Source organism: Asticcacaulis sp. AC402 (assembly GCF_000495835.1).
Lineage (GTDB): Bacteria > Pseudomonadota > Alphaproteobacteria > Caulobacterales > Caulobacteraceae > Asticcacaulis.
On record NZ_AWGC01000042.1, the window covers coordinates 20036 to 42044 of the forward strand.

General features: G+C 57.6%; 19 protein-coding genes, 1 tRNA gene and 1 riboswitch. Of the genes, 11 read left to right on the top strand and 9 right to left on the bottom strand.

The annotated features are described in order from the left end of the window. Positions 1-37 precede the first annotated feature (37 nt). Positions 38-271, top strand: a complete 234-nt coding sequence (locus ABAC402_RS37505; protein ID WP_023451072.1) for a hypothetical protein — start codon at positions 38-40, stop codon at positions 269-271. Positions 272-627: 356 nt separating this feature from the next. Then, positions 628-870 carry a hypothetical protein gene (locus tag ABAC402_RS37510; protein WP_162148545.1) on the top strand — a complete coding sequence of 81 codons (243 nt, stop codon included), beginning with the start codon at positions 628-630 and terminating at the stop codon, positions 868-870. Positions 871-1071: 201 nt separating this feature from the next. On the opposite strand, the gene ABAC402_RS37515 is transcribed toward ABAC402_RS37510, so the two are convergent. Genes ABAC402_RS37515 through ABAC402_RS37525 form a run of 3 tightly spaced genes read right to left on the bottom strand, consistent with a single transcriptional unit; the run spans position 1072 to position 3625 of the window. Next, positions 1072-1836, bottom strand: coding sequence for a hypothetical protein (locus ABAC402_RS37515; protein ID WP_023451074.1), 765 nt, complete (start codon positions 1834-1836; stop codon positions 1072-1074). Positions 1837-1863: 27 nt separating this feature from the next. After that, positions 1864-3168, bottom strand: a complete 1305-nt coding sequence (gene metK, locus ABAC402_RS37520) for a methionine adenosyltransferase (RefSeq protein ID WP_235080053.1) — start codon at positions 3166-3168, stop codon at positions 1864-1866. 34 nt (positions 3169-3202) lie between these two features. Beyond that, positions 3203-3625 (bottom strand): DUF3293 domain-containing protein, encoded by a 423-nt coding sequence (locus tag ABAC402_RS37525; protein WP_023451076.1) that lies wholly within the window; start codon positions 3623-3625, stop codon positions 3203-3205. Between the two features lie 37 nt (positions 3626-3662). After that, positions 3663-3768: riboswitch (SAM-I-IV-variant riboswitch) on the bottom strand. Positions 3769-4049: 281 nt separating this feature from the next. On the opposite strand from ABAC402_RS37525, the gene ABAC402_RS37530 reads away from it, so the two are divergent. The 7 genes from ABAC402_RS37530 to ABAC402_RS37560 all read left to right on the top strand — a co-directional run bounded on the left by ABAC402_RS37530 (position 4050) and on the right by ABAC402_RS37560 (position 16088). Then, complete coding sequence (locus ABAC402_RS37530; RefSeq protein WP_023451077.1) at positions 4050-4403, top strand: helix-turn-helix domain-containing protein; 354 nt, start codon at positions 4050-4052, stop codon at positions 4401-4403. 13 nt (positions 4404-4416) lie between these two features. Next, on the top strand, positions 4417-5421 hold the full coding sequence (locus tag ABAC402_RS37535; RefSeq protein WP_155847484.1) for a hypothetical protein: 1005 nt from the start codon (positions 4417-4419) through the stop codon (positions 5419-5421). A gap of 218 nt (positions 5422-5639) precedes the next feature. Further along, positions 5640-6011, top strand: a complete 372-nt coding sequence (locus tag ABAC402_RS37540; protein WP_023451079.1) for a hypothetical protein — start codon at positions 5640-5642, stop codon at positions 6009-6011. A 737-nt stretch (positions 6012-6748) separates the two neighbouring features. After that, positions 6749-9811: a DUF499 domain-containing protein gene (locus tag ABAC402_RS37545; protein ID WP_162148546.1), complete on the top strand. Its 3063-nt coding sequence runs from the start codon at positions 6749-6751 to the stop codon at positions 9809-9811. 3 nt (positions 9812-9814) lie between these two features. Next, a complete protein-coding gene (locus ABAC402_RS37550) occupies positions 9815-10441 on the top strand; it encodes a DUF3780 domain-containing protein (protein WP_082180073.1) in 627 nt (208 codons plus the stop codon). A 14-nt stretch (positions 10442-10455) separates the two neighbouring features. Then, a complete protein-coding gene (locus ABAC402_RS37555) occupies positions 10456-13293 on the top strand; it encodes an anti-phage-associated DUF1156 domain-containing protein (RefSeq protein ID WP_023451082.1) in 2838 nt (945 codons plus the stop codon). Next, positions 13293-16088 (top strand): phospholipase D-like domain-containing anti-phage protein, encoded by a 2796-nt coding sequence (locus ABAC402_RS37560; protein ID WP_031236040.1) that lies wholly within the window; start codon positions 13293-13295, stop codon positions 16086-16088. The genes ABAC402_RS37555 and ABAC402_RS37560 overlap by 1 nt, the downstream gene beginning before the upstream one ends. A 74-nt stretch (positions 16089-16162) precedes the next feature. Here the strand turns inward: ABAC402_RS37560 and ABAC402_RS37565 are convergent, their stop codons facing one another. The 4 genes from ABAC402_RS37565 to ABAC402_RS37580 form a co-directional block, all read right to left on the bottom strand. Next, positions 16163-16936, bottom strand: a complete 774-nt coding sequence (locus tag ABAC402_RS37565; protein ID WP_052025376.1) for an N-formylglutamate amidohydrolase — start codon at positions 16934-16936, stop codon at positions 16163-16165. 74 nt (positions 16937-17010) lie between these two features. Then, positions 17011-18210 (bottom strand): integrase arm-type DNA-binding domain-containing protein, encoded by a 1200-nt coding sequence (locus tag ABAC402_RS37570; RefSeq protein WP_023451085.1) that lies wholly within the window; start codon positions 18208-18210, stop codon positions 17011-17013. 163 nt (positions 18211-18373) lie between these two features. Then, positions 18374-18449: transfer RNA gene (locus ABAC402_RS37575), tRNA-Thr, on the bottom strand. Between the two features lie 78 nt (positions 18450-18527). Then, positions 18528-19271: an ankyrin repeat domain-containing protein gene (locus ABAC402_RS37580; RefSeq protein ID WP_023451086.1), complete on the bottom strand. Its 744-nt coding sequence runs from the start codon at positions 19269-19271 to the stop codon at positions 18528-18530. 142 nt (positions 19272-19413) lie between these two features. On the opposite strand from ABAC402_RS37580, the gene ABAC402_RS37585 reads away from it, so the two are divergent. Together ABAC402_RS37585 and ABAC402_RS0120940 are read left to right on the top strand one after the other, a co-directional pair. Then, a complete protein-coding gene (locus ABAC402_RS37585; protein WP_023451087.1) occupies positions 19414-20394 on the top strand; it encodes a magnesium transporter CorA family protein in 981 nt (326 codons plus the stop codon). A 162-nt stretch (positions 20395-20556) separates the two neighbouring features. Beyond that, positions 20557-20823 (top strand): hypothetical protein, encoded by a 267-nt coding sequence (locus ABAC402_RS0120940; RefSeq protein ID WP_031236045.1) that lies wholly within the window; start codon positions 20557-20559, stop codon positions 20821-20823. A gap of 4 nt (positions 20824-20827) precedes the next feature. Here ABAC402_RS0120940 and ABAC402_RS37590 read toward each other — a convergent pair whose 3' ends face one another. Beyond that, complete coding sequence (locus tag ABAC402_RS37590) at positions 20828-21502, bottom strand: class I SAM-dependent methyltransferase (RefSeq protein ID WP_023451089.1); 675 nt, start codon at positions 21500-21502, stop codon at positions 20828-20830. Positions 21503-21665: 163 nt separating this feature from the next. Then, the gene (locus ABAC402_RS37595; protein ID WP_023451090.1) at positions 21666-21857 is read right to left on the bottom strand and encodes a hypothetical protein; all 192 of its coding nucleotides are present in this window, start codon (positions 21855-21857) and stop codon (positions 21666-21668) included. Positions 21858-22009: the final 152 nt, after the last annotated feature.

Sequence of the window (22009 nt, forward strand, 5' to 3'; positions counted from 1 at the left end):
CATACGCCCAACCCGTAAAGAACTGCGGGTTGGCGAAATGAAGCGCTTCGTAGCTGTCAACGAGTTCGGCCGCATCATCGGCGAGGGCCACAAGGATGCCAAGCTGACGGACGCGGACGTGGACATGATCCGCGAGTTCCACGAGGCCGAAGGTTGGGGATATCGGCGCCTGGCCAAGACCTTCGATGTCTGCAAGTCGACAATTCGGAAAATTGTGAAATATGAAACCCGGGCCCAAACCCCTGACCGGTTCAAGACAGTCGTTGGTTGACCATCTTTCGTCCCTTTTTAGGGCGTCTTGTTTTTGTCGTCACCGACAATTCGCCGACAAGACCCCGCGCAGAATGACGGACCGCAGTCAGATCTTCCAGCGGTGCCCCTGAAGGCGCCAGCGTGCTGTATACTGGCCCCATGAAAGCGAACCCCGTTACCCTCTCCGCGTTTTGCGCGGCTCTATCCGAAACCTGCAATGTCGGGAAGGCCTGTGCTGCCGTCAAGATATGCCGTCAAACGGCCTACCGGTGGCGTGTCGAAATTCCTGGCTTTGACTTAGCGTGGGACCGCGCTTTGAAAATTGGGATATCTGCGCTCGAAGACGAAGTCCACCGTCGAGCTTTTGATGGGACCTTGGAGCCTGTGTACCACCTCGGCAAGACCGTCGGCGCGATCCGCAAGTACAGCGACACCCTGGCCATCTTCCTGCTCAAGGCCCACGCCCCCGAGAAATACCGCGAGCGCTCGTCCCTCGACCTGCAGGGCTCGCTCCAGGTCAGCAACATGACCGACGACGAGATCGCCGCCGAGATCGCCGCACTTATGGCCAGAAATCTCTTGCCGTCCCTGAAGAGTGACGCCTCAGACCTTACATGAAACGGGTCACGCGGCATGCCCTTCTGCTCCTCGCTTGGATCCTCGACGTGTCGAACCGCCGACTTCCTTAGGTGGCGCAGTTGAAAATGACGTTTTCGCAGATCAACGGCTGTGCCGGCGCGAATTCTCAAAAGGGACACGAGCAAGGTTGGCGGGTGGTGTGCGGTCGACATGGTTACCGCACACCAGCGCTAAGGACTGCTACACCCGTTTTTGAAAGTTCGGATCAAGTGCGGAAATTGCCCTCCCTATCCAACCTTCGCCGGAATAGTCGCCGTCCTTCGGACTGCCGTAGTTTACGGTCAGTTCGCCCTGTAAGCCGGCCTCAAAGTTCCAATAATCCCAGAAAAAGTCACCTTCATAGGTATAACCCTTGCCACGTATGGAAACTTTTTCACCTCTCTGCAAACGCCCGTAATTGAGTTTTGCAACATGGAGTTCAACAGACACGTCGCCGTCAGCCCAAGAAACACAGAACCGTGCGATGTGAATTGGGGAGCTCCTAGGTTTCAAATAGAAGTTCTTTACGGCTTCACGCACCTCCAACGCCGTCGAACAATAGTACTTTGTGTACCCGAAAGATGCTCCTGGCCCCCCTTCGAAAACCCCATGAAGATCTGCTGATGCTAACGCATCGACCTCACAAGTTAATTCGAAAAATCCTTCTCTATGGTCACCATCATCGCCTAAGCGTTCCTGAATAGCTGACCATTTTCGATTGAATTTTTCCAAGAGCGGGCCGTGTCTTGACTCACAGAAGTCCGTGTCAATCCACAGCAACAGATGTTCGCATTCATCAACGGACTCACAGTAAGGGCACTTCAAATCTTCTAAGTCCATTCCGCCGGCTGAATCGTCGTCGTCTTCGTCTTCGTCGTCTTCGGATTCGTCCTCATGGCTATCGAATTGTTGATCGGCGTCTAGTTCGTCGTCGGCAGCTTTTGCTTCGGTGTGGTCATCGCTCATGTCTTGCTCCTATATGTGTCTGATAAACTATTGAAAGATTGCAGCTTGTACCAAGTGGGGCGATTTTTCTGGTTCGCGTTCGCAACGCTCAAGTGGAGACGGTTCCGATAAACCAGAACTATAAAAACGCTTATCAGCCTCCCAGGGCAGTTCGATATCCGTCCTTCCGAAGTGGCCGTACGCCGCTGTCGGAAAATAGATCGGGCGCCTCAGATCCATAGCTTCAATAATGGCCTGGGGGCGCAGATCGAATTCCGCCAATAGGTCCTCAGCCAAATCCCGATCGGCATCCAAAGCGGTGCCGAACGTCTCAACGGCGAAGCTGACAGGCTCGGCGACGCCAATGGCATATGCCAGTTGCACAAGGGCCTTTTGTGCCCAACCGCGTCCGACCACCTGCTTGGCAAGAAACCGAGCCATATAGGCCGCGGACCGGTCGACCTTGGAGGGATCCTTGCCGGAAAATGCGCCACCGCCATGCGGCGCGGCTCCGCCATAGGTATCGACGATGATCTTTCGGCCCGTCAGGCCGGCGTCGCCTTTGGGCCCACCGATCACAAACCTTCCCGTCGGATTGATCAGGAAGCGGCAGTCCGACGACCTTAAAGCCTCCGGGATAACCGGATCGATGATATGACGCTGGACTTGGTCCCGAAGGTCTTCCAGTCCTATATCCTCATGGTGCTGAGTTGAGAGCACTACCGCCGTTATCTCGGTGGGGCGGCCATCGACATAGCGAAAGGTTACCTGGGATTTGGCATCGGGCCTAAGCCAAGGAAGGATGCCGCTCTTTCGCAACTCGGCCTGGCGTCGCACCAACTGATGGGCATAGACGACCGGCGCCGGCATCAATGCGGGCGTTTCATCGCAGGCGTAGCCAAACATCAGCCCCTGGTCCCCTGCCCCCAGCGTTCCATCCTGCTGATCGACGCCCTGGCTGATATCCGGTGACTGAAGATTGAAGCGAATTTGCACTTCGCAGCGTTCAGGATCTATTCCGGTGGTTTCATCGTTGTAGCCCGTTTCGCGGATAACCTGCCGGATCAATCCATCGGCAAGGGCATGAACGGCTTGGAAATCCTGCGCGCGACGGGTCTTGAATTCCCCGGCGACGATGACGCACTGGTCTGCCAGTAATGTCTCACAGGCGACGCGGGCATTGGGATCCCGCTCCAGGAAGGCGTCGAGTATCCGGTCAGATATTCGGTCGGCCAGTTTGTCGGGGTGGCCTTCGGAAACGGATTCCGAAGAGAAAAGTCCATTACGAATAAGCATAGTCAGGTCCTGTTTAGCCGTATTTGACAAAGCGTCGGGGCCGGCAATCTGGATCAAATCCCCCCACAAAAATGCGCTATCAATCGTCCGCCTATCGAAGCAGGATCAATCTCGGGATCGCCTCGAGGTCCATCCATACGATAGCGTCTTGCGAAAAAGCCTTGCCTAAAGACCGGGCCCGATCGAGCTCGATACCCAAGACCCAGAAGCCTGGCTCAGCGGGCCAGCCTTCACCGGAGCCCGAGGCCGGCAGGAACTTCAAACCATCTTCCCGAACGGCTTGCTCGAGCTTCTGGTTGGCGGCCGCATTGGCGTCATCGGCCTGCACCGCACCGAACGGATTGAAAGCCGTGATCAGCGCCGCCGAGGCAACGCCCTGCCGTTGAAAATACTCAGCCATGTCAACGGAGGGCTCGCCGATCGTCAGGTGAATAGTGTGATCATCGACCATGACGTCGTAGCGCGTGCCAAGGTAGGCATCGACCTTATCGGTAGGAATCTGAGAATTGGACATGTGCGTCGCCTGCATTCAAAAAAGCGGAGGGCCGACGTCACTCCCGGTTGGTTGCCTCAATGATGAGGCCGTATCCGCTTTCGCGTCCACCTTGCCCGGGGGGCAGGTTGGTAAGGGCGTCGGCCCTTGTCTTGATACATGGGTGGGTTTAGATCATAAGTTGTATCAAGGCAAGCCCAAACTTCGGTCCGCGGGCTTTTGGCTTCGCCAGTGCGGACAGCCCTCAACGTATTCCAATTTGGCTTCCAGGCATCCTGGATCAGCAATTAACGCGCGTAAATGTCCAAAATGCCTGTGAATTTCCTCTGCTAATCAGCGCTTTACACCATCAATAGCCATGCCCCCGCTTGGTCAGCAGGTTCGATGGACACCAGTTGGATGAGTGTCGTTTGACTCTCGAAAAAGTGTGTAGTAGGTATGACACATGAACTCTTTTGGATCGTATCTTCGGCATCGCCGCGAAGCCTTGCGAGTTAAGGATCGGAGTTACTCCGTGAGACAGGTTGCCAAGCGGGTTGGTCTGGAACCGGCGTACCTCAGCAAGATTGAACGAGATGAGGTTGCACCGCCTTCCGAGGAGGCCATCGGCCGACTTGCAGAAGCGCTTGGAGAAGATAGGGATGCCCTTCTTGCACTCGGCGGGAAGGTTTCCAGTGACTTGCTTGAGCTTATTCGGCGTCACCCTGTTGCGTTCGCTGAGTTGATACGTGGCCTGCGCGATGCGCCGCCGGCCGCTTTGCTAAGAGTAGTGCGGGAAGTCCGCGATGGCGACTGGTAAGGAGATCAGAACAATGATTACACTCGAAGACGACGTGCTAAATATTCGCTGCCCAAGTGTTCATATAGATGCGCACGTGGAATTGGAATTTCAACGAACGTTACGGATCCCAGATGATGACGGCATTTATAGTCTGCCGGCAGGACTTGGCCGCTTTCCTATTCGGCATGTCGAAGATTTTTCTGAGAGCCTCGGCAAGATAACGCTCCAACGTGGCGGCGTAATTATGCCAATGCACAGTTCGGAGGCGATGTGGATTAACTTCAGATCAGGCCATCAAAGATCTTCTGACAAGTCTTATCCATTTGCCATCAAAGTGGCCGCCGGGAAGATAAACGCATTGACTGGAGAGGCCTGGTCTCCTTTGCTTTCCGCAGATCCGCAAGATTACATCGTGATACCGGAACAGCCATGGATCGACGGCTTCGCTGTTTCCAAGGGCATTATTCGGCAGTTCGTAGCCGAGCAACTTGGCAAGGGGTTCTCAGTGGAGGAGCAGCTTACCGGAGAAGCCAAAGTCGGGGGGCTCCAGATCGTCGCCTATCCCATGAAGAGCAAGCGCTACCTTGCTCTCCGTCGTGCCCGCCAGCAAGAAGTGAGTTGCTGTATGATGGCGGAGATTTCATACGCATCGATGGGATTGGGAGGTGGAGGCAGAATGCGACAAGAAATATATGCCGACCCCTATGGCATCGGCGCGTGGGATCAACAGGCCGGCAGTCGCTGCTTTGTTCATTTGGTCGATGCAGGGCAATGGTCAGAGCTGACAGGATGTCCGCCTTTAACTCAGCCGCTGACAAAATGGGACTATGAGCAAAGCGGCCTGCCGTGGTTTGATTACTACGCTCCCGAGAAGTCTGCGATTTCAGGCTCAAAACGACTCGCCGGTCTGAAGAGCTGGGCAGCAAAGCACATTTGGGCCGGACGTCCTGATGGGCAAGTATCCGATCAACCAATTCAGTTGGGGACCGCCAGGCGCCACAAGGGCGTGGTCAGCGAAGGTATAAGTCTGGACTAGCATACGGCGGGCGATCAGGCTTGGTGCAATGCCCGCCGCCTAATTGCCTCGCCGCCCGGCGTCCATGAAAACTTAACGAAATTTGGGGCGGCGGACGCGTCAGATCATGCTGCAAATCGACTTAGGCAACTCGGCACGAGAAAGAATGCACTTTGCGCGATAGCGCGTCAAAGGTACAATAGATTAACTCACTCAGCGCCAAAAACAGGGGCGAAAAAATGACTCGACGTCTGAACTGGGATAAGGCCAAATCGGACAAACTTAAGGGCGGACCCACTCATGATAGCGGGGGTCGTGGGCCTGATGAAATGGTAAGCGAGCCAGAACATCAGGTATGGTGGGGTGACAAGACGGCCGAACAGCGTGCTGATTCCACGGAAGCGCTGACGAGAGAGATGGCTGAAGCGTTTGCCCGTGGCAGAGCTGAAACTAAGGCGAGGCAAAAGGGTTTTCGGGATGCATTAATATCTCCAGAAGTCAAAGCCCTGCTGAAACAGTCTGCGGCGCGAGCGCGACGGCGAGAACAGCTTAGCCAGGAACTTTTTTCCAAACCAAAGTTGAAAGCCAATAAGAAGAAACCAAGGCGTTAAAAATCCTTGTCCCGGATGACCCGGTCGCCACTGTCTTGCATGACACAATGACGTGCAAGCGCAATTATTCAAAGACCGACGCACGACGCGATAGGTTCGTAATTTGCTGACCGGAACTTATACCGAGATGCTCTTTTGGTGCGCTACGAGTTCGATATCGACGCTTTAGATGCAGTCGACCGATTTCATCTCACACTGGAAGAAGATCACGCAGAATTATCGTGAGCCAATCCGGGATCCGGGCCGTTCATTTTGAGATTCCGTCGCGGTTGACGTGATACAAGTGCGGAGGTCGAAAATATCAAACACCAAGGCAAGTGGCGATTTTTGCCAGCCGCCTCTGCCTGAAAAACCTTTTCCGAACTGTTTGCGTGACAGCTGGGCGCTCGTTATCACAATTTAAGATAGCGCTGCTTAGCCCGATCGCGTAGACCGCAAAGTGCGACATGTTTGCTCTTTCTTGGGTTGGAGTCGGCCCAATTGGTTCCTACCTCTGGACGATCTTCTTCATCAGCAGGTTCCCGTTTGAGCATTTTCATCGCAGGGCGTCAGCGTCTATGTATCTGCCAGTCAGCACGACTCATTTGACACACCAGCGCCAGTCTCTAAATCTTAGACAACCGCGCCCTCGCCCCCAATCGAGGTACGAAAAGGATCGACCACCTATGTCCCTTCAGAACAATTGCAAGCCCAGAGCCTCAGTCTTCGCCGCTGACCGGCGCGCTACGGTTTTGAGCTTGGATACCTTCCTGAAAGGACAGGTGCACGGCACAGATTTTTTCCGCGAAAACTACTTCACTGCCGGCATGGAGACCCTGGTTGACCGGTCTTTCCGTCACCTGTCCGGTACGGGCGCCGGGTCGTCGGTGTTCCTGCTTTCGCAAGCTATGGGCGGCGGCAAGACGCACAGCATGATCGCGCTCGGTCTGTTGGCGAAGGACCCCGAACTTCGAAACTCGGTGCTTGGCGATAAGAACCCCGCGCCCAAGCTCGGGCGCTGTCGGGTCGCTGGCTTTAACGGCCGCAGCACGGACGCAGCAGGCGGGATCTGGGGCTCTATCGCCGAGCAGCTTGGCAAGGCTCAGATGTTCGCAAGCTACGTCTCGCCGCTCCTGAGCGCTCCAGGACCTGAAGCATGGAAGCAACTTCTTGGTGGAGACCCTCTGGTGCTCTTCCTCGATGAGTTGCCGCCCTACCTTGAGTACGCCGTCGCGGTGCCCGTCGGGAACGCAGATCTGAGCGTTGTCACGACAGCCGCTCTGGCTAACCTGTTTGTCGCCGTGGCAGACATGGACAACGTGTGTCTCGTGCTCTCGGATTTGGCCGGCACGAATTTCAGCGTCGGTCAATCGAGCCTGCAAGCCGCCTTCAATAGAGCCATTCAAGGCATTACGTCTGAGTCAAAGCGGATCGCGGTCCCTATCACGCCGGTCAATCCGAACGGTGACGAGCTTTACCACATCCTGCGCAAGCGACTTTTCGAAACAGTTGCGCCCGACAACGAAATTAAGCGTATCGCCGAGGCATACCGCGAAGCCCTGCGCGAAGCTCAAAAAATGGGCCTGACTACCACGACACCGGAGTCGCTTTACACCCGTATCATCGACTCCTATCCCTTCCACCCGGATCTCCGTGAGTTGGTCGGGAAGTTCAAGGAAAACGATGGTTTCCAGCAGACCCGTGGCGTCATTCGCCTGATGCAGATGGTCGTCTCCAGCCTCTGGAATTCCAAGAAGGCGGATGGCATCGATCTGATCCACCCCTACGACATGAACCTGAACCTTGACGAGATTGCCTCTGAGGTTCGCACGATCAATCCCTCCCTCAGCGAGGCGATCGCACACGACGTCGCGCACGGTGGAGATGCCGAAGTCGAACAGATCGACCTTGCCAACGGAAACTCCGACGCGTCCGACGCGGCGCGGCTCATCCTCATTGCCTCGCTCTCGACGACACCGGGCGCCATCCATGGCCTGCGCGAATATCAGCTCGTCGACTGCCTGCAGCGGCCGGGGCGCGACCTCAGCACCTTCAAGGCCAACGTCCTCGACAAGCTGGCCACGCGAGCCTGGTATCTCCACAACTCCGCAGATGGCCGCCTGTTCTTCAAGAACCAGCAGAACCTGGCTGCCAAGCTGCGATCAACGGCTCTATCGCTGCACGCTGAGACCGTGGATCGTATGCTTCGCGAGCATCTTGAGGCCTACTTCTCTCCCTCAATGCGGGACTGCTACCAGGTCATCAAGGTCCTGCCGCCGTTGGACGAGGTCCAGGTGGAGCTTGACAAGACGACCCTCGTCATCGTCCGGCCTGGCGGCCAGGCCAACCAGTTGCCCATTTCGTCGGACTGGCAAAACTGGTGGGGCCAGCAGCAATACAAGAACCGTGTCCTGTTCCTGACCGGCTCACGCGACACCTTCCAGAAGGTCCTTGACTCCGCACGGCAGGCCCGCGCGCTCCAAAGCATTGAGGACGAACTCAGGAGCGAGAACACGCCTTCCGACGACCCGCAATGGCGCGCGCTTGATGCACTCCGGGATCGCGTCGGGCTTCAGTTCACGGCAGCCTTGAAAGAAGCTTTCGACCAGATCGTCTACCCCTCGATCAATTCCGCGCTGCGCACCACCGGCACCGATCTTTCGTTCGCCGGAAATCAAAACGGCGAAGCGACCATCCGCAACACCCTGGAGGGGGCGCAGAAATTCACGACTAAGATCGACGATGACAGCTTCCGATCCAGGGCCGAGGCACGGCTCTTCGGGTCTGAGGCAACTAAGACTGTCTTGTGGGCGGACTTCAAGCGTGCGGCGGCGGTCAACACCAACTGGCCTTTGCACAAGATCTCGGCCCTCGATGACCTCAAAGCTGAATGCATCCGTCGTGACCATTGGCGCGAAGAAGGCAACCACATCCGTCGCGGCCCCTTCCCGCCTCCGATGCCTGAAGTCGCGATACGCGAGCTCTCCGTTCAGGATGACGGCGACGGCATCACCTACCTGAAGATCGAGCCACTGCACGCGCCGACGGTTGTTTATGAGACTGGGAGCGCGGAACCGACCCCGGCGTCAACCAGCGTACCGACACCAACTCGCTTTGAAGCAACAGGCCTGCGCTATCGCTTCCTGGCGCACGATCCTGAGGACTTGGCACGCTGCAGCCCCATTAAGGATTGGACGGCGAAGCTCCGCCTGAAATACCAGATCCACGACCGCGGCGATCATTATGAGATCGAGCTGGTGGCACTGCCAAAGGCAAATGGCATCGTCATTCACTACACCACCGACGGGTCGGCCCCGACCAATGCTGGCCGCGCCACCTATGACGGCAAGTTCCGGGTGCCCGCCAGCTCTCGCGTCGTTTGCGCCATGGCCGTTTGCTCAGAGTATGAGCTCAACTCCGAGACAATAAGGATCGCGATCCCGCAACGTGGTGAGGAGGCCCGTCCGCTGATCGACGCCGCCAGGCCGGCGCGTTGGAAGCAGCAGACCAAGCTTGATGATCCCGGTGCAGTCTGGGACATCATTCAACGGTTGGAGACAGCGGGCTCCGTCCGCGCCTATGATATCAGCATAACAGCCGAGAGCGCCGACGGCGAGCAGAACGCCGACTACTCGGGAGCAATGCAGGCGGGTTATGACGCCGCTGCCGTAAAAGCATTGGCCGAAAGGCTGCAGGCGCTGGTCAGCGACGGCAGTGTCCGCATGACCATAGGCTCACTCGGATTTGCCACCGGGCAGGCCTTACTGGACTGGCTCAAATCGACAAACCAGCAGTTCAACGCTGCCATGGTCAGTCAGTAAAACATGGCCAGAACGCCCTCAATACCCACCAGGAAAGTGATCGGCCTCGGCTTCTTGCCTGACGAAGCCCGGCACGGCTTCCTGATCGACGTCCCCAAGGGCTCCGGCGGCAACGATCTGGTGTGCATCAGCGAGCATCGCGGCAATGACCTTGATGGCTTGGGCGTGCGAGACTGCGTAGCGACATCGCCTGGCGACCCTTCCCTGAGGGTCCTCATCGACAGGGCCCGGTGGTTGGCGCTGGCCCCCGGGTTCTGGGAAGAAACAAACCGGCGTCTGAGGGCGAATGGTCTGCCACCGGCAAAGTTTCAGAAGGCCCCGAGCAAGCCAATCCCGGTCCACCCCTCACTGGGCAAGGAACTCTGTATTCTTTGCTGGGCCGTCGAAGAAGCGACGCCGGACGATATCCCGAATGCGCTGCACAATTGGGAAGCGCTGGCCCCCGAAGAGCGCTGGTGGCTCTACACCATGACCGTCGCGACCACAGGCCAGGCCATGCAAAAGGGTATCGGCTGGCGCAAAGCGCTTCGGGCCGCCATCGCCGACAACACCTTTGTAAAGGGCGAAGGGATGTCTCCCCGAGCCCGCCGTGAGCTTCTGGGGCACTCCCAGCTCTCGTTGAAGCTTTGACTGGAGTACCGGACGTGCCCGCATTTATTGAAACCCAGTTCCCAATCGCGCGGCTGTCGGCGGAAGCCTACAAAGAGCGCAAGGCTGGTGCCAGCCAGACGCTTACAGGTCTAGGCAAGTGGTGGGGGCGCAAGCCTCTCATTCTGGTACGGGCGTCGATTCTGGGCATGCTTATGCCTGCGTCCAGCAATCCGAAGAAGGATCGGGAGATCTTTCTGAAGATACTGACCATGGACGATGCGGGCACCTGGGATCGTTGCAAGCCTGCAGTTCAGCGCAAGACGTCGCGAACAGCCTTCGATCGCTTGCCCTACGCCGAGCGTATTGCTGACTGCGAGCGCCCTGAAAATGTTGCGGGTCCATCGGTAGCTGCTTGGGCTGAGATTAACGCCCACTTAGATACCCGAGCTAATTCATTGCCTGAGTTAGTTGAACAACTTAGCCATCGTGCCTACGGCCGCACCCTCCGTGTAGGGGATAGTTTTTGCGGTGGCGGCTCCATTCCATTCGAGGCCGCCCGTATCGGCTGTGAAGCCTTTGGCTCTGATCTGAACCCCGTGGCGTGCCTGCTTACTTGGGCGAGTTTGAACCTGCTCGGCGGCGGCCAACCCGTACAGGAGGAAGTGCGAAAAGCGCAGGATTCAGTCTTCGCATCTGCCGAAAAAATTATCGCCCAATGGGGCATCGAAAATAACGCTCAGGGCGAGCGCGCTGAGGCGTTCTTGTACTGTAACGAAGTGAAACCAGAGGGCTGCGACTACTTCATTCCACTCGCACCGAGCTGGGTCATTGCGGAAAAGTACAGGATGGTTGCGACTTGGGAGAAGGTGGAGGGATCGGATCATTTGAAGCCTATGGTGCAGCCGGTTTCCGAGCTTGAGCTCAAACTCTATCAAGAAAAGAAGGGCGCTACGGTTGGCGACAGCCGGGTCATCGATCCCTTTGACGCTAGCCGCTCCTGGTCGTTGGAAGGCCTCCGCGGCCCGGAAGGCCTGCGCCGTTGGAGCAATAACGACGTCGTTCCCCGCCCGGGTGACGTCTTTCAGGAGCGGCTATACTGCATCCGTTGGATCAACGCTAAAGGCGAACGTCGCTACGCCGCTCCAGATGACGCTGATCTGGCACGTGAAGCCAAGGTGCTAGAACTGCTTCGTGAGCGTTTTGCAGATTGGCAGCGCGATGGATTTATACCGTCCAAAGAGATGCCGAAGGACGGCGACAAAACGGACGAGCCAATTCGTACTCGGGGCTGGACCCACTGGCATCATCTTTTTACGCCGAGGCAGTTGTTGATGCACGGGCTGTTCTTGCAGCTCTCATCCAACCTAGAAACGCAATCAACGGAATTTCGTGCCGCATGCTTGATCGGCATAGCGGCGTCTTCTGATTGGAGTTCAAAACTTTGCAGATGGACGCCGCAAATGGCCCGGAGCGGGGGCATTGGTGCTTCTGTCCAGACTTTTTATAATCAAGCGCTCAACCCTCTATTTACATGGGCAAATAGGTCTTTTGAGGGATTCAGGAACGTCGTGCAGATTTCGGTTAGCAATGACAGCGCAATAGAGAGCACGTCTGTCGTCCAGCCAAATGACGCCCGCGACCAAAGAGAGGAATGCGACTTCTGGATTACAGATCCACCATATGCCGACGCGGTGAACTACCATGAACTCGCCGACTTTTTTCTCGCGTGGTATGATAAGCAATTATCCAAAGTCTATACTGGTTGGACCCCCGATGCGCGCGCTGAACTCGCTGTGCGAGGTGATGGCGAAGACTTCCGCCGTTCGATGGTTGAAATCTACCGAAATCTTGCCCGGCACATGCCCGATAACGGCATGCAAATGGTTATGTTCACCCACCAAGACCCCGCAGTCTGGGCCGACCTAGGGATGATCCTTTGGGCGGCGGGACTCAAGGCAACAGCTGCATGGACAATCAGCACTGAGACGGAAGCTGCCGGCATCAAGAAGGGCAACTATGTTCAGGGAACAGTGTGCCTAGTTCTTCGCAAACGTGTCTCAAGCGAACCAGGCTTCCTGGACGAGGTGTATCCGCTCGTTGAGGATGAGGTGAAACGTCAGATTGCCTCTATGCAGGCCTTGGATGAGGGTGGCGAGCCCAATTTCAACGACGCGGACTACCAGCTTGCCGCCTACGCCGCCGCACTGAAGGTGCTTACTCAATATGGCAACCTTGACGGCCGTGACGTTGAACATGAGGTTTTTGCCGTCAGGACCAAGAACGAGAAGAGCGACTTCCAGACGGTCATCGAGCGAGCGCTCGGGATTGCCTGCGACACGCTCATTCCAAAAGGTCTAGATAATTCCTGGCGCGATCTATCGCTGGTGGAACGCTATTACCTTCGGGCCCTTGACATCGAGAGCCGGGGCGAGCGCCGCAAGGGTATGTACGAAGAGTTGGCGCGCGGCTTCGGTGTCACAGACATCAAGCCACTCTTGAAAAACGACAAGGCCAACGGCGCCCGGATGTTTACGCCGAGCGGGCTTTCGTCCAGCTTGATGGGGCAAATTCAGGGGTCTGAAGTAGATGCAGTGCTGCCCGGGCGGCGGGGGCGAGCCGCTTCGGGGGCACCACATCCCTTTGCCGCGTCGCCACTTCGCCACCTCATGTTTGCGCTTCGCGAGACCGCTGCCGCGGACAACAGTCCAGAGCCTGGCCGGCAGTACCTGCGGGACACCTTCGGGCAAGCTTACTGGGGCAAGCGCGAGGGCTTCGTGGCGCTGCTGGAGTGGTTTGCAGCGCTGGGCAATGCCGAAGGCATGACGGAGTGGCTGGAGGACTCTGAGGCTGCGCGCATTCTGGCCGGCCGCCTGCGTAACGATCACGCCTGATGCTGCTACGGCATTCCAGTCGACGAAAACGCCTTGACCACACGGTGCTCGCCAAGCGCCTGGAGGGGGCGGTATCTTATGACCGGATTGCCGGTTATTTCCGCTCGAGCCTGTTTGAGGTGGCTGGCGAGGCCATCAACAGCGTCGCTGGCCCCGTGCGAATTATTTGCAATTCGGACATTGATCCGCAGGATCTGATTACGGCCGCAGCGGCTCAGGCCGCCATCCGGCGGAGCTGGTGCTCCGGAAAGCCCGAAGATGCGCCGCCGATCGCCATGCATCGATATCGCGCACTGTACGACGCTCTCGTAAACAAGAGGATGGAAGTGCGGGTTCTCCCGGACTCCGCCTTCGGCCTGATCCATGGGAAGGCCGGCGTGTTGCGGCGCGCCGATGGCACGGCAACGGCTTTTCTGGGCAGCGTGAATGAAAGCGCGTCGGCCTGGAAAGTGAACTATGAACTGCTTTGGGAGGACGACTGTCCGGATACAGTTGCCTGGGTTCAGGAAGAGTTCGATGCGCTGTGGACCGACCCTCGTGCGGTTGACCTGTCGTGCTGCCCGTTCATCGCGCAGGACCTTCAGCGGATCATCAAGCGCAAGGTCATCGAGCCTGCTGAACTGAAGGCCATACCGGACCCGACAGCCGTTGCCGCGGCGGCGGCCGTGGAGACCCCCGTATATCGACGCGAACAAGGTCTGTGGCCTCACCAGAAGTACTTCGCCAGGCTGGCGCTGGAACGTCACAGGCTCGGCGGCGCCCGGCTCGTGCTGGCCGATCAGGTTGGTCTGGGAAAGACGATCCAACTCGCCATGGCTGCGCTTCTGATCGCTCTCGACGATCCGGATGGCGGGCCCATCCTCGTCTTGGCTCCCAAGCCGCTACTTCAGCAGTGGCAGGATGAGCTGATGGAGTTGTTGCAGTTGCCCTCGGCTCGTTGGAACGGGCGGGCATGGGTCGACGAAAACGATGCGGAGTATCCCTCGGACGGCGCCAAATCGCTTGGCAGATGCCCGCGGCGGATTGGCCTGGTGTCCCAGGGGCTTGTCGTTCGGGGTCAAACTGAAGCCATCAACCAGCTTCTCGGACGCAAGTACGCCTGCGTGATCGTCGATGAATCTCACCGAGCCCGGCGCCGCAATGTCCCTAAGGTCGATGCCAAGGCCGAGGAAATCGATGAGAAGGCTGAACCCAATAAGCTGATGGCTTTCCTGCGGCTGATTGGTCCCAGGACAAAGAGCATGCTGCTGGCTACGGCAACCCCGGTTCAGTTGCACCCTGTTGAAGCTTGGGACCTGCTTCACGTTTTGTCTCATGGCAACGATGGCGTGCTCGGCGGATGGACGCAGAGCAGCCCCTGGTTCCAGCCAAGCCATTGCCTGGACGTTTCCATGGGGGTCGAAACGGTCCCGACTGACGACGACCGTGCGGGCTGGCAATACGTCATGGACCCGCTCCCGTCCCGTTTCGAGGGTGCCGCGTTTGATAAGATCAGACGTAACCTCGATGCGGAAGATTCGCGTTGGCAGTTCCGGCCAGAGAGCCTCGACAAGCTCTCGCCGGCGATCCGCCGGGTCCAACTCCATAACGGCCTGCTGCCCGGGTACGGCGAGACCTACAACCCACTGCTCCGCTGCATCGTGCGCCGTACACGTGCCTACCTGGAAGCGACGATCAACCCCGCGACCGGCGGCTACTTCCTGCCGAAGGTAAGCGTGAAGCTGTTTGGCGAGAACGACGAAGACGCCCTGGCGCTCGGTGGTTACCTGCGCGAGGCCTACCAGGAGGCGGAGGAGTTTTCACGGCTGCTTCAGAAGCGGGTCAAAGGCGCCGGGTTCTTCAAAACCTTGCTTCTGCGCCGCCTCGGTAGCTCGATGGAGGCAGGCCGCCGTACAATCACAAAGTTGCTCGGCGCCAACCCGGATGTGCTGGACGACGACGAAGATGATGACGTCGAAGAGGAAGCGATCCTGCAGCCGGGTCGCCAGACGTCCAATGCAAGTGATTTCAAGAACTTTACCCCCGCCGAAATGACTTCGCTGCAGCGCTGTCTCAGCCTCTTGAAGGAGGGCGGAAACAACGACCCGAAGCTCGACGCCCTCGTTGGGTATCTGCGCGGTACCCAGCCAGGATCGCAGCTCGCTTGGCTGGATCTCGGCTGCATCCTGTTCTCGCAATACTACGATACCGTCCGCTGGGTCGGCGATGAGATGTCCAAGCGGGCCGAGTTCGAAGGCATCGACATCGGCCTCTACGCCGGCAGCAACCGCTCGGGGTTTTGGCGGGATGGAAAGTTCCAGCGCTGTGACCGCAATCTCCTGAAGGGCTGGGTCCGCTCTGGTGAAATGAAGCTCTTACTGGGGACCGATGCGGCGTCGGAAGGCCTCAACCTGCAACGCCTCGGAACACTCATAAACATCGACCTACCCTGGAACCCCACGAGACTGGAGCAGCGAAAAGGTCGTATTCAGCGGATCGGGCAGGCGCGGAGCGAAATCTGGATCGCCAACCTGCGTTACCGCGACTCCGTTGAGGACCGCGTGCATCAGGTTCTGGCTGACAGGCTGGAGGCCATTCACGGGCTGTTCGGTCAGATTCCAGATACCCTGGAAGATGTTTGGGTTCAGGTTGCCCTTGACGGCGAGCAAGCCGCCAAGCAGCTGATCGACAGCGCCGCAGCGACACGAAATCCGTTTGACGTGAAGTACAGCAAGGTCGAGGACGCCGACTGGGAGACATCGCCATTCGTATTGGATCCGATTTCAGTAAAAGAGCAGCTTTCACTTGGTTGGTAGTATTGCTGAAACCGAGTGTTGTGAAAGGCTTTCAAAGCCACGTCCGTACAGCTAAAGCTTCCACGCCCTTATCGCTAGCTAGCCATGGCTATGGCCTCAGCCATGCATTCCCGGATAAGGCTTCCGAACGTTTCAAATTCTGAAAGCGGCAGATCCGTATCAGGATGAAGATATAATGCGCGGTTCAATTCGACCATAACACTCTGGACCCTGTTGTCCTGATTGTACCGCGATTGCGGAACCAGTGTGCCGGAGAATGGATCGTTGACGGCTACTGACCAACCGGCATCCCGAAAGGACTGCTCAAATGCCTCGGCAAGTGCAACAGTTGTATGGAACGGGTCCGTGCCGATGCAAATATCCGGCCGGAGCTTCGACAGGTCCCGCTCCTCATAAGGCAAGGCGACCATTGGAAAGCTATGACAATCGACGATCAGACACCGTCCGAAGTGCGTAAGCTTTTCAGTGACCAGATTTTCAAGGTGTTGATGGTGCGGATAATAGTATCGATCCAGAAGCGCCTTGCGCTCGGCCGCCGTCAGGTCTCGCCGAAGCTGCGCCTTGTGCGACGTGCTCGTGTAGATCACCCCCATACCCTGCTTTGACATGGGCTCCTGGTCGTCATCGGGGAATCGCTCAACATCGACAACGAGCCGGTTCACCGGGGCACGGACAATATTGGCGCTTTCCGCCGCGCCTGCAAAAATCGAGAGTGTCAGATGATCCGTCATCCTTACGACCTCAACAGCGAGCGCTTCATCGTCCAACACGAATTGATTTCGCACATCGGCCGGGATGGCCGTCGCGTCATGCGGCACGTGCAGGATTACCCAGTCGGGATATGACATGACGACGGTCGCCTTTTGCTGAGCCGGCAAAGGTGTTGGTATCCTTGTAAGCTTTGCGCTCAGCCGGTCAACAATCAGCCAGTCCTTTTTAGCGCATCCAAATAGTCAGACCACCACTGCGCCATCTCGACGCGCTCCTGCCAGTGAGCGCCTCGATGGTAGACACCGCGCAGCTCGTTCGCATCCTTATGGGACAAAGCCCGCTCGATCGCGTCGGGCGACCATTTGCCCGATTCGTTCAACAGCGTACTCGCTGTGCTTCTGAAACCGTGGGCTGTCATCTCATCATGACCGTAACCCATTCTCCGAAGAGCTGCGTTCAATGTGTTTTCCGACATTGGCCGCTGCCAGGTTCGTACCGCCGGGAATACATACTTACTGTGCTCCTTCACCTCAGAAGCCTTCTCCAGGATGGCAAGCGCTTGACACGATAGTGGTACGGCATGTTCCGCGCGCATCTTCATTCGGCCCGCCGGGATGCGCCAGACCTTTCGTTCGAAGTCGAACTCCGACCATTCCGCATGACGCAATTCGCCAGGTCGGACAAAGACATGAGCCAAGAGCTGCAAGGCCAGCCCGGTGGTCACATGGCCATTATAACCTCCAATGGCACGAAGAAGGCCGCCAACCTTGTCAGGCTCAATTACGGCAGCATGGTGCTTCACCCTTGGTGCAACCAATGCTCCCGACAGGTCGGCAGCCGGATTGGATTTTGCACGGCCAGTGATGATGGCAAACTTAAACACCCTCGACGCCAAAGATCTCGCGCGGCCAGCCGACTCGTGACGCCCCTTTTTCTCAATCTCTTTCAGAATGGTCAGGATTTCATAGGGCTCGATCTCAGATAGTGGGCGCCGTCCAAGACGTGGGAGAAGCAGCCCCAATAGCCAGTCCGACTTTGCGATTGTCGGTGGGGCGACGCCTTCCAACTTGCGCTTCTCCAGAAATTCCAGAGCTATGGCTTCAAACGTCGTTTCCGCTGCTAAGGTCCTCGCGATCGCCTGGCGCTTTTTCTCGGCTCCCGGATCGATGCCCGAACCGATAGCCTTGCGCGCGTCGTCCCTGCGCTCTCGTGCCTCTTTCAAGCCAACCAAAGGGTAGGTGCCGATCGACAGCTGCTTTTCTTTGCCGTCCATGCGGTATTTCAATCGCCACAGCTTCGCACCACTCGGCCGCACGATCACAAACAGCCCTGCGCCGTCATGCAATTTATACTGTTTTTCCTGGGGTTTAGCGGATCTGATGGAGACATCTGAGAGTGCCACGGGGGTCATTTCCTGTGAAAACGGAACGCTTCGCTGCCGTGACCCCTAGCGTAACCCCCAAAAAGACCGGATGGAGGCGCACATTTATGGACAATTAGGGACACAACGCTGCAGAAACTACAGCATTTTCAAGGGCTTTTCAACCGATTACGTACACTTGTGGATGGGGTGGTGGTGCCGGCTACAGGAATCGAACCCGTGACCTGATGTTTACAAAACAACTGCTCTACCATCTGAGCTAAGCCGGCCAAGCGTGAAATTTCACGAACCGCGCTTATGCCGAGCCTGCCTGGCAATGTCCAGAGCTACAATTCGCCTTTTTTGGTTCACGACGCCAGATATCGGTTGGGGACATTGACCAGTTCCGGCATAGCCCGGCCCGACGCCGTCAGCAACTCGCGGATATTGCCGTAGATGTCGGCTTCATGGCGATGAACCTGAGGCAGTAGCCCCATCTGGGCGAAAGACACCGGCGTCACGTCGAAGAACAGTGTCTCCCAGTCGAAGCCCTTGCCCCACCACAGGCCTTGCAACTGTATGTCGGTACGGGCACCGTGCTCAAGCAGCAGACGCATGACGGCGGCCGAGCGGTTGCGGTTGGAGTTGACGGTATGGAAGATCGGCGTTTGGCCGTTACAGCCGAAAGCGTCCGTGTCGGCGCGGGCATTGGGATCGCAGCCCTGGTCAAGCAACCATGCTACGGCGCGGGAATGGCCGTACTCGGCGGCGAGATGAAGCAGTGTTGCACCTTTTAATGGGGCAAAGGCGCATGCGAGGTCGATCCGATGGTCAAGAAATTCGGGGTGCCTTGCTTTCGTTTCTTCCAGTCGCACCGGGTCGTCAAGCAGGACCGGCAGGATCAGCGGATCGGCAACGACCACGCCGTGGTCGAGAAGGATTTGAAGACACGCCGCAAAGGCGTCGGAACGGTAGTACATCTCAATGAGAATCATCACCGGAGACTTACCGTTAATCGGCGCATTTGGGTCGAAGCCTTCGCTGAGGACGGCCTGGATTTCCGCGGCCTTATGGGTTTCGAAGGCTGTCAGCAGTCGGGTTTCCAAGGTCATGTCTTGGCCTCCGGGCGTATAGACGAAAGACTGGGTTCCGTTAGCACGGCTTCTACCGCAAAGGCCATCGCAGACCCTTGTCACAAAAGCTTCAACAAGCGGTCCTACAGAGGGTGCCACAGTTCCCGGCCGGAAGTGCGCGATGATCACCGTCTTTTTCCGCAGCAACGACCGAATTGAACAGGCCTTCGTGCGGCCGGGCTACGCCATCGCTGACAACCCGGTATGGATAGACCTGAATAATCCGTCCTTTGACGAAGAACGCCGGATCAAAGCCTTACTGGGTATCGCCATTCCCAACCGCGAGGAGATCTGGCGCAACCACGTCACCAACCACATGTATACGGCCGGGGACGTCACCTATATGAATGCCGCTGTGCTGTACCGGGCCGAGGCGAGCCACCCCAGGACCAGCGCTATCACCTTCATCGTCGCGCCGACTTGCCTGGTGACGATCCGCTACATCTACCCGACCAGTTTCGAGCATTTTCAACGCCGCCTGATCCAGTCACCCGGTGACTTTCCGACGCCGCACCATATCCTGGCCGGGCTGCTGGAAGAGATGGTCGCCCGCGTCGCCTATCATGCCGAACTGACCGAGCAGGGGCTGGACGACCTGTCGCACAAGATTTTTGAAGATCATGCCTTCGAGAACAAGCAGGGCAATCCGTCGTTTATCCTGCGGCGCCTGTTGTCGAAACTGGGCGGATTGAACAAGCGCAACGCCAAGACCTATGAAAGCCTCAACTCCTACCTGCGCCTGCTCAGCTTTTACCGCGACGAAACCAGTCCCGGCCATGCGCTGATCCGACGGCGGCTGGAGGTGCTGCTGCACGAAACCCAAACCCTGGCCGACCAATCGACCTTCCTCAGCCAGCAGCTCGGCTTTCACCTCGACAGCGCGCTGGGCATGATCAATGTCGAGCAAAACCTGATCAGCAAGGTGTTCACCATCGCGGCCGTCTTTTTCCTGCCGCCGACCCTGATTTCCAGCATCTATGGTATGAATTTCGACCACATGCCGGAACTGCACTGGTGGTTCGGCTATCCCCTGGCCATTTTCCTGATGATCTGTGCTGCGCTGGGCACCTTCATCTATTTCAAACGCAAGGACTGGTTATAATGCCAGGGTCAAAGACGGATCACCGGTAGCATTCGCAAGCGCCCGGCACAAAAGCCGGATGCCCGCGCGCCTGGACCGGGCAAACATTTGGCGCTTCCCCCGCCCGCCAAATATGGACATTTTACGCACTTTGAAGGCATCAATGAGTCGAAGGAGACAACCATGTCCAAATATCTTTATCGCCTGATCGATAACAACACCGGTGAGGAGGTCTATGCGTCTGAAGGCTTTACCTTTTCCGCACCGCCTATACCGGAACACCGCATTCACGACGCGGAACTGCGGGAACGGTTTGGTGGCCCTTGCGTCGTCAACAAGGTCGAAGACGCTGATCTCGGCGACGGCACGATCGAAGTTCGTGTCTATGTCGACGGTGTCGAAGAACGTGAGAACGGTGACACCCAGGACAATAACTACCGGCCGACATAGGGCTTCAGGCGCTTTCGAACTCCCAGATACGGATCATTTTGCGTCCCAAGTGCCGCGCCCAGTCGGGATTGAGCCTGACGAGCTCTTCACCGCACACAATGTCGTGGTGCCGGCGCAGCCTAAGTCCCGCCGCGCCAGCCGTTGTCTGGATATCAGGCTCCCTGTGAGCAAAGCTGGTCAGGCGAACATGCTGGCCGTCAGTCGCAGTAAAATTCGCCTGTGTTCCCCCAGCTATGCGGTCGGGATGGATCTCCGACATGTAAAACCAGCCACCAGGTTTCAGCGCGGTTGCGACCCGGTGGAAAAAGACATCCAGATCCGCGATGTGTTCCAGTACCAGAGCGGTCAGGACGACATCAAACCGTCCCCAGTCGCCGCCGAGCAGAATGTCGGCCTCGAACAGACGGACGGTATCGAACCCCACCAGCTTGCTGCGCGCCACGTCGAGCATGCCGGGCGACAGGTCGAGCGCGGTCACGCGATTGCCCTGGGCGGCCAGCCGAAGCGTATGACGCCCGGTGCCGCAGCCGATTTCCAGCACGTCCAGGCCGCGTACGTCACGATAGACCGGCGGAAAAACCAGTTCGTCCGTCGCCACGGTCGAATTGACACAGGCGTCGTACAGTTGCGCCCAAAGGTTGTAGCCGGCGCGATTTTCGGTTGCGGGATCGGAGGTCATGCTACGTCTCCTTGAACGGCGCAAGCCTTGCGCATTGTTTGACGCCTCATGTTTATCCAAAAAGTGGCAACCACTTTTTGGATAAACATGAGGCTAAGGAGCGTATTGTTTTGGCGGCAGCGCCACTGCCCGAACCTCGATTTAACCAGACCCGCGGCGCAAATCAAGATGCTGGACGCACCCGCCACACTGCTTTGCCGACATCATCGGCGACCAGAATGGCGCCGGCGTTGTCAATCGCGACACCGACCGGACGCCCCATGGCCTTGCCGTCGCCCTTGACGAAACCGTCGAGCATGGTCTGGGGCTGCCCCAACGGATAGGCCGCCGCTGAACGGCACAAAGACGACGTCATAGCCGCTGTGCGGATTGCAGTTCAACAGCACCGCCGGCAAAGGCCGGTATTGCCGCGCCCGAGTAGAAGGCCAGCCCCAGTGGTCCAGAGATGGCGGCTTGAGCATTAAATGGCAATCAATGGATTCAGGTTAGGGTGACAGGACCATCGGG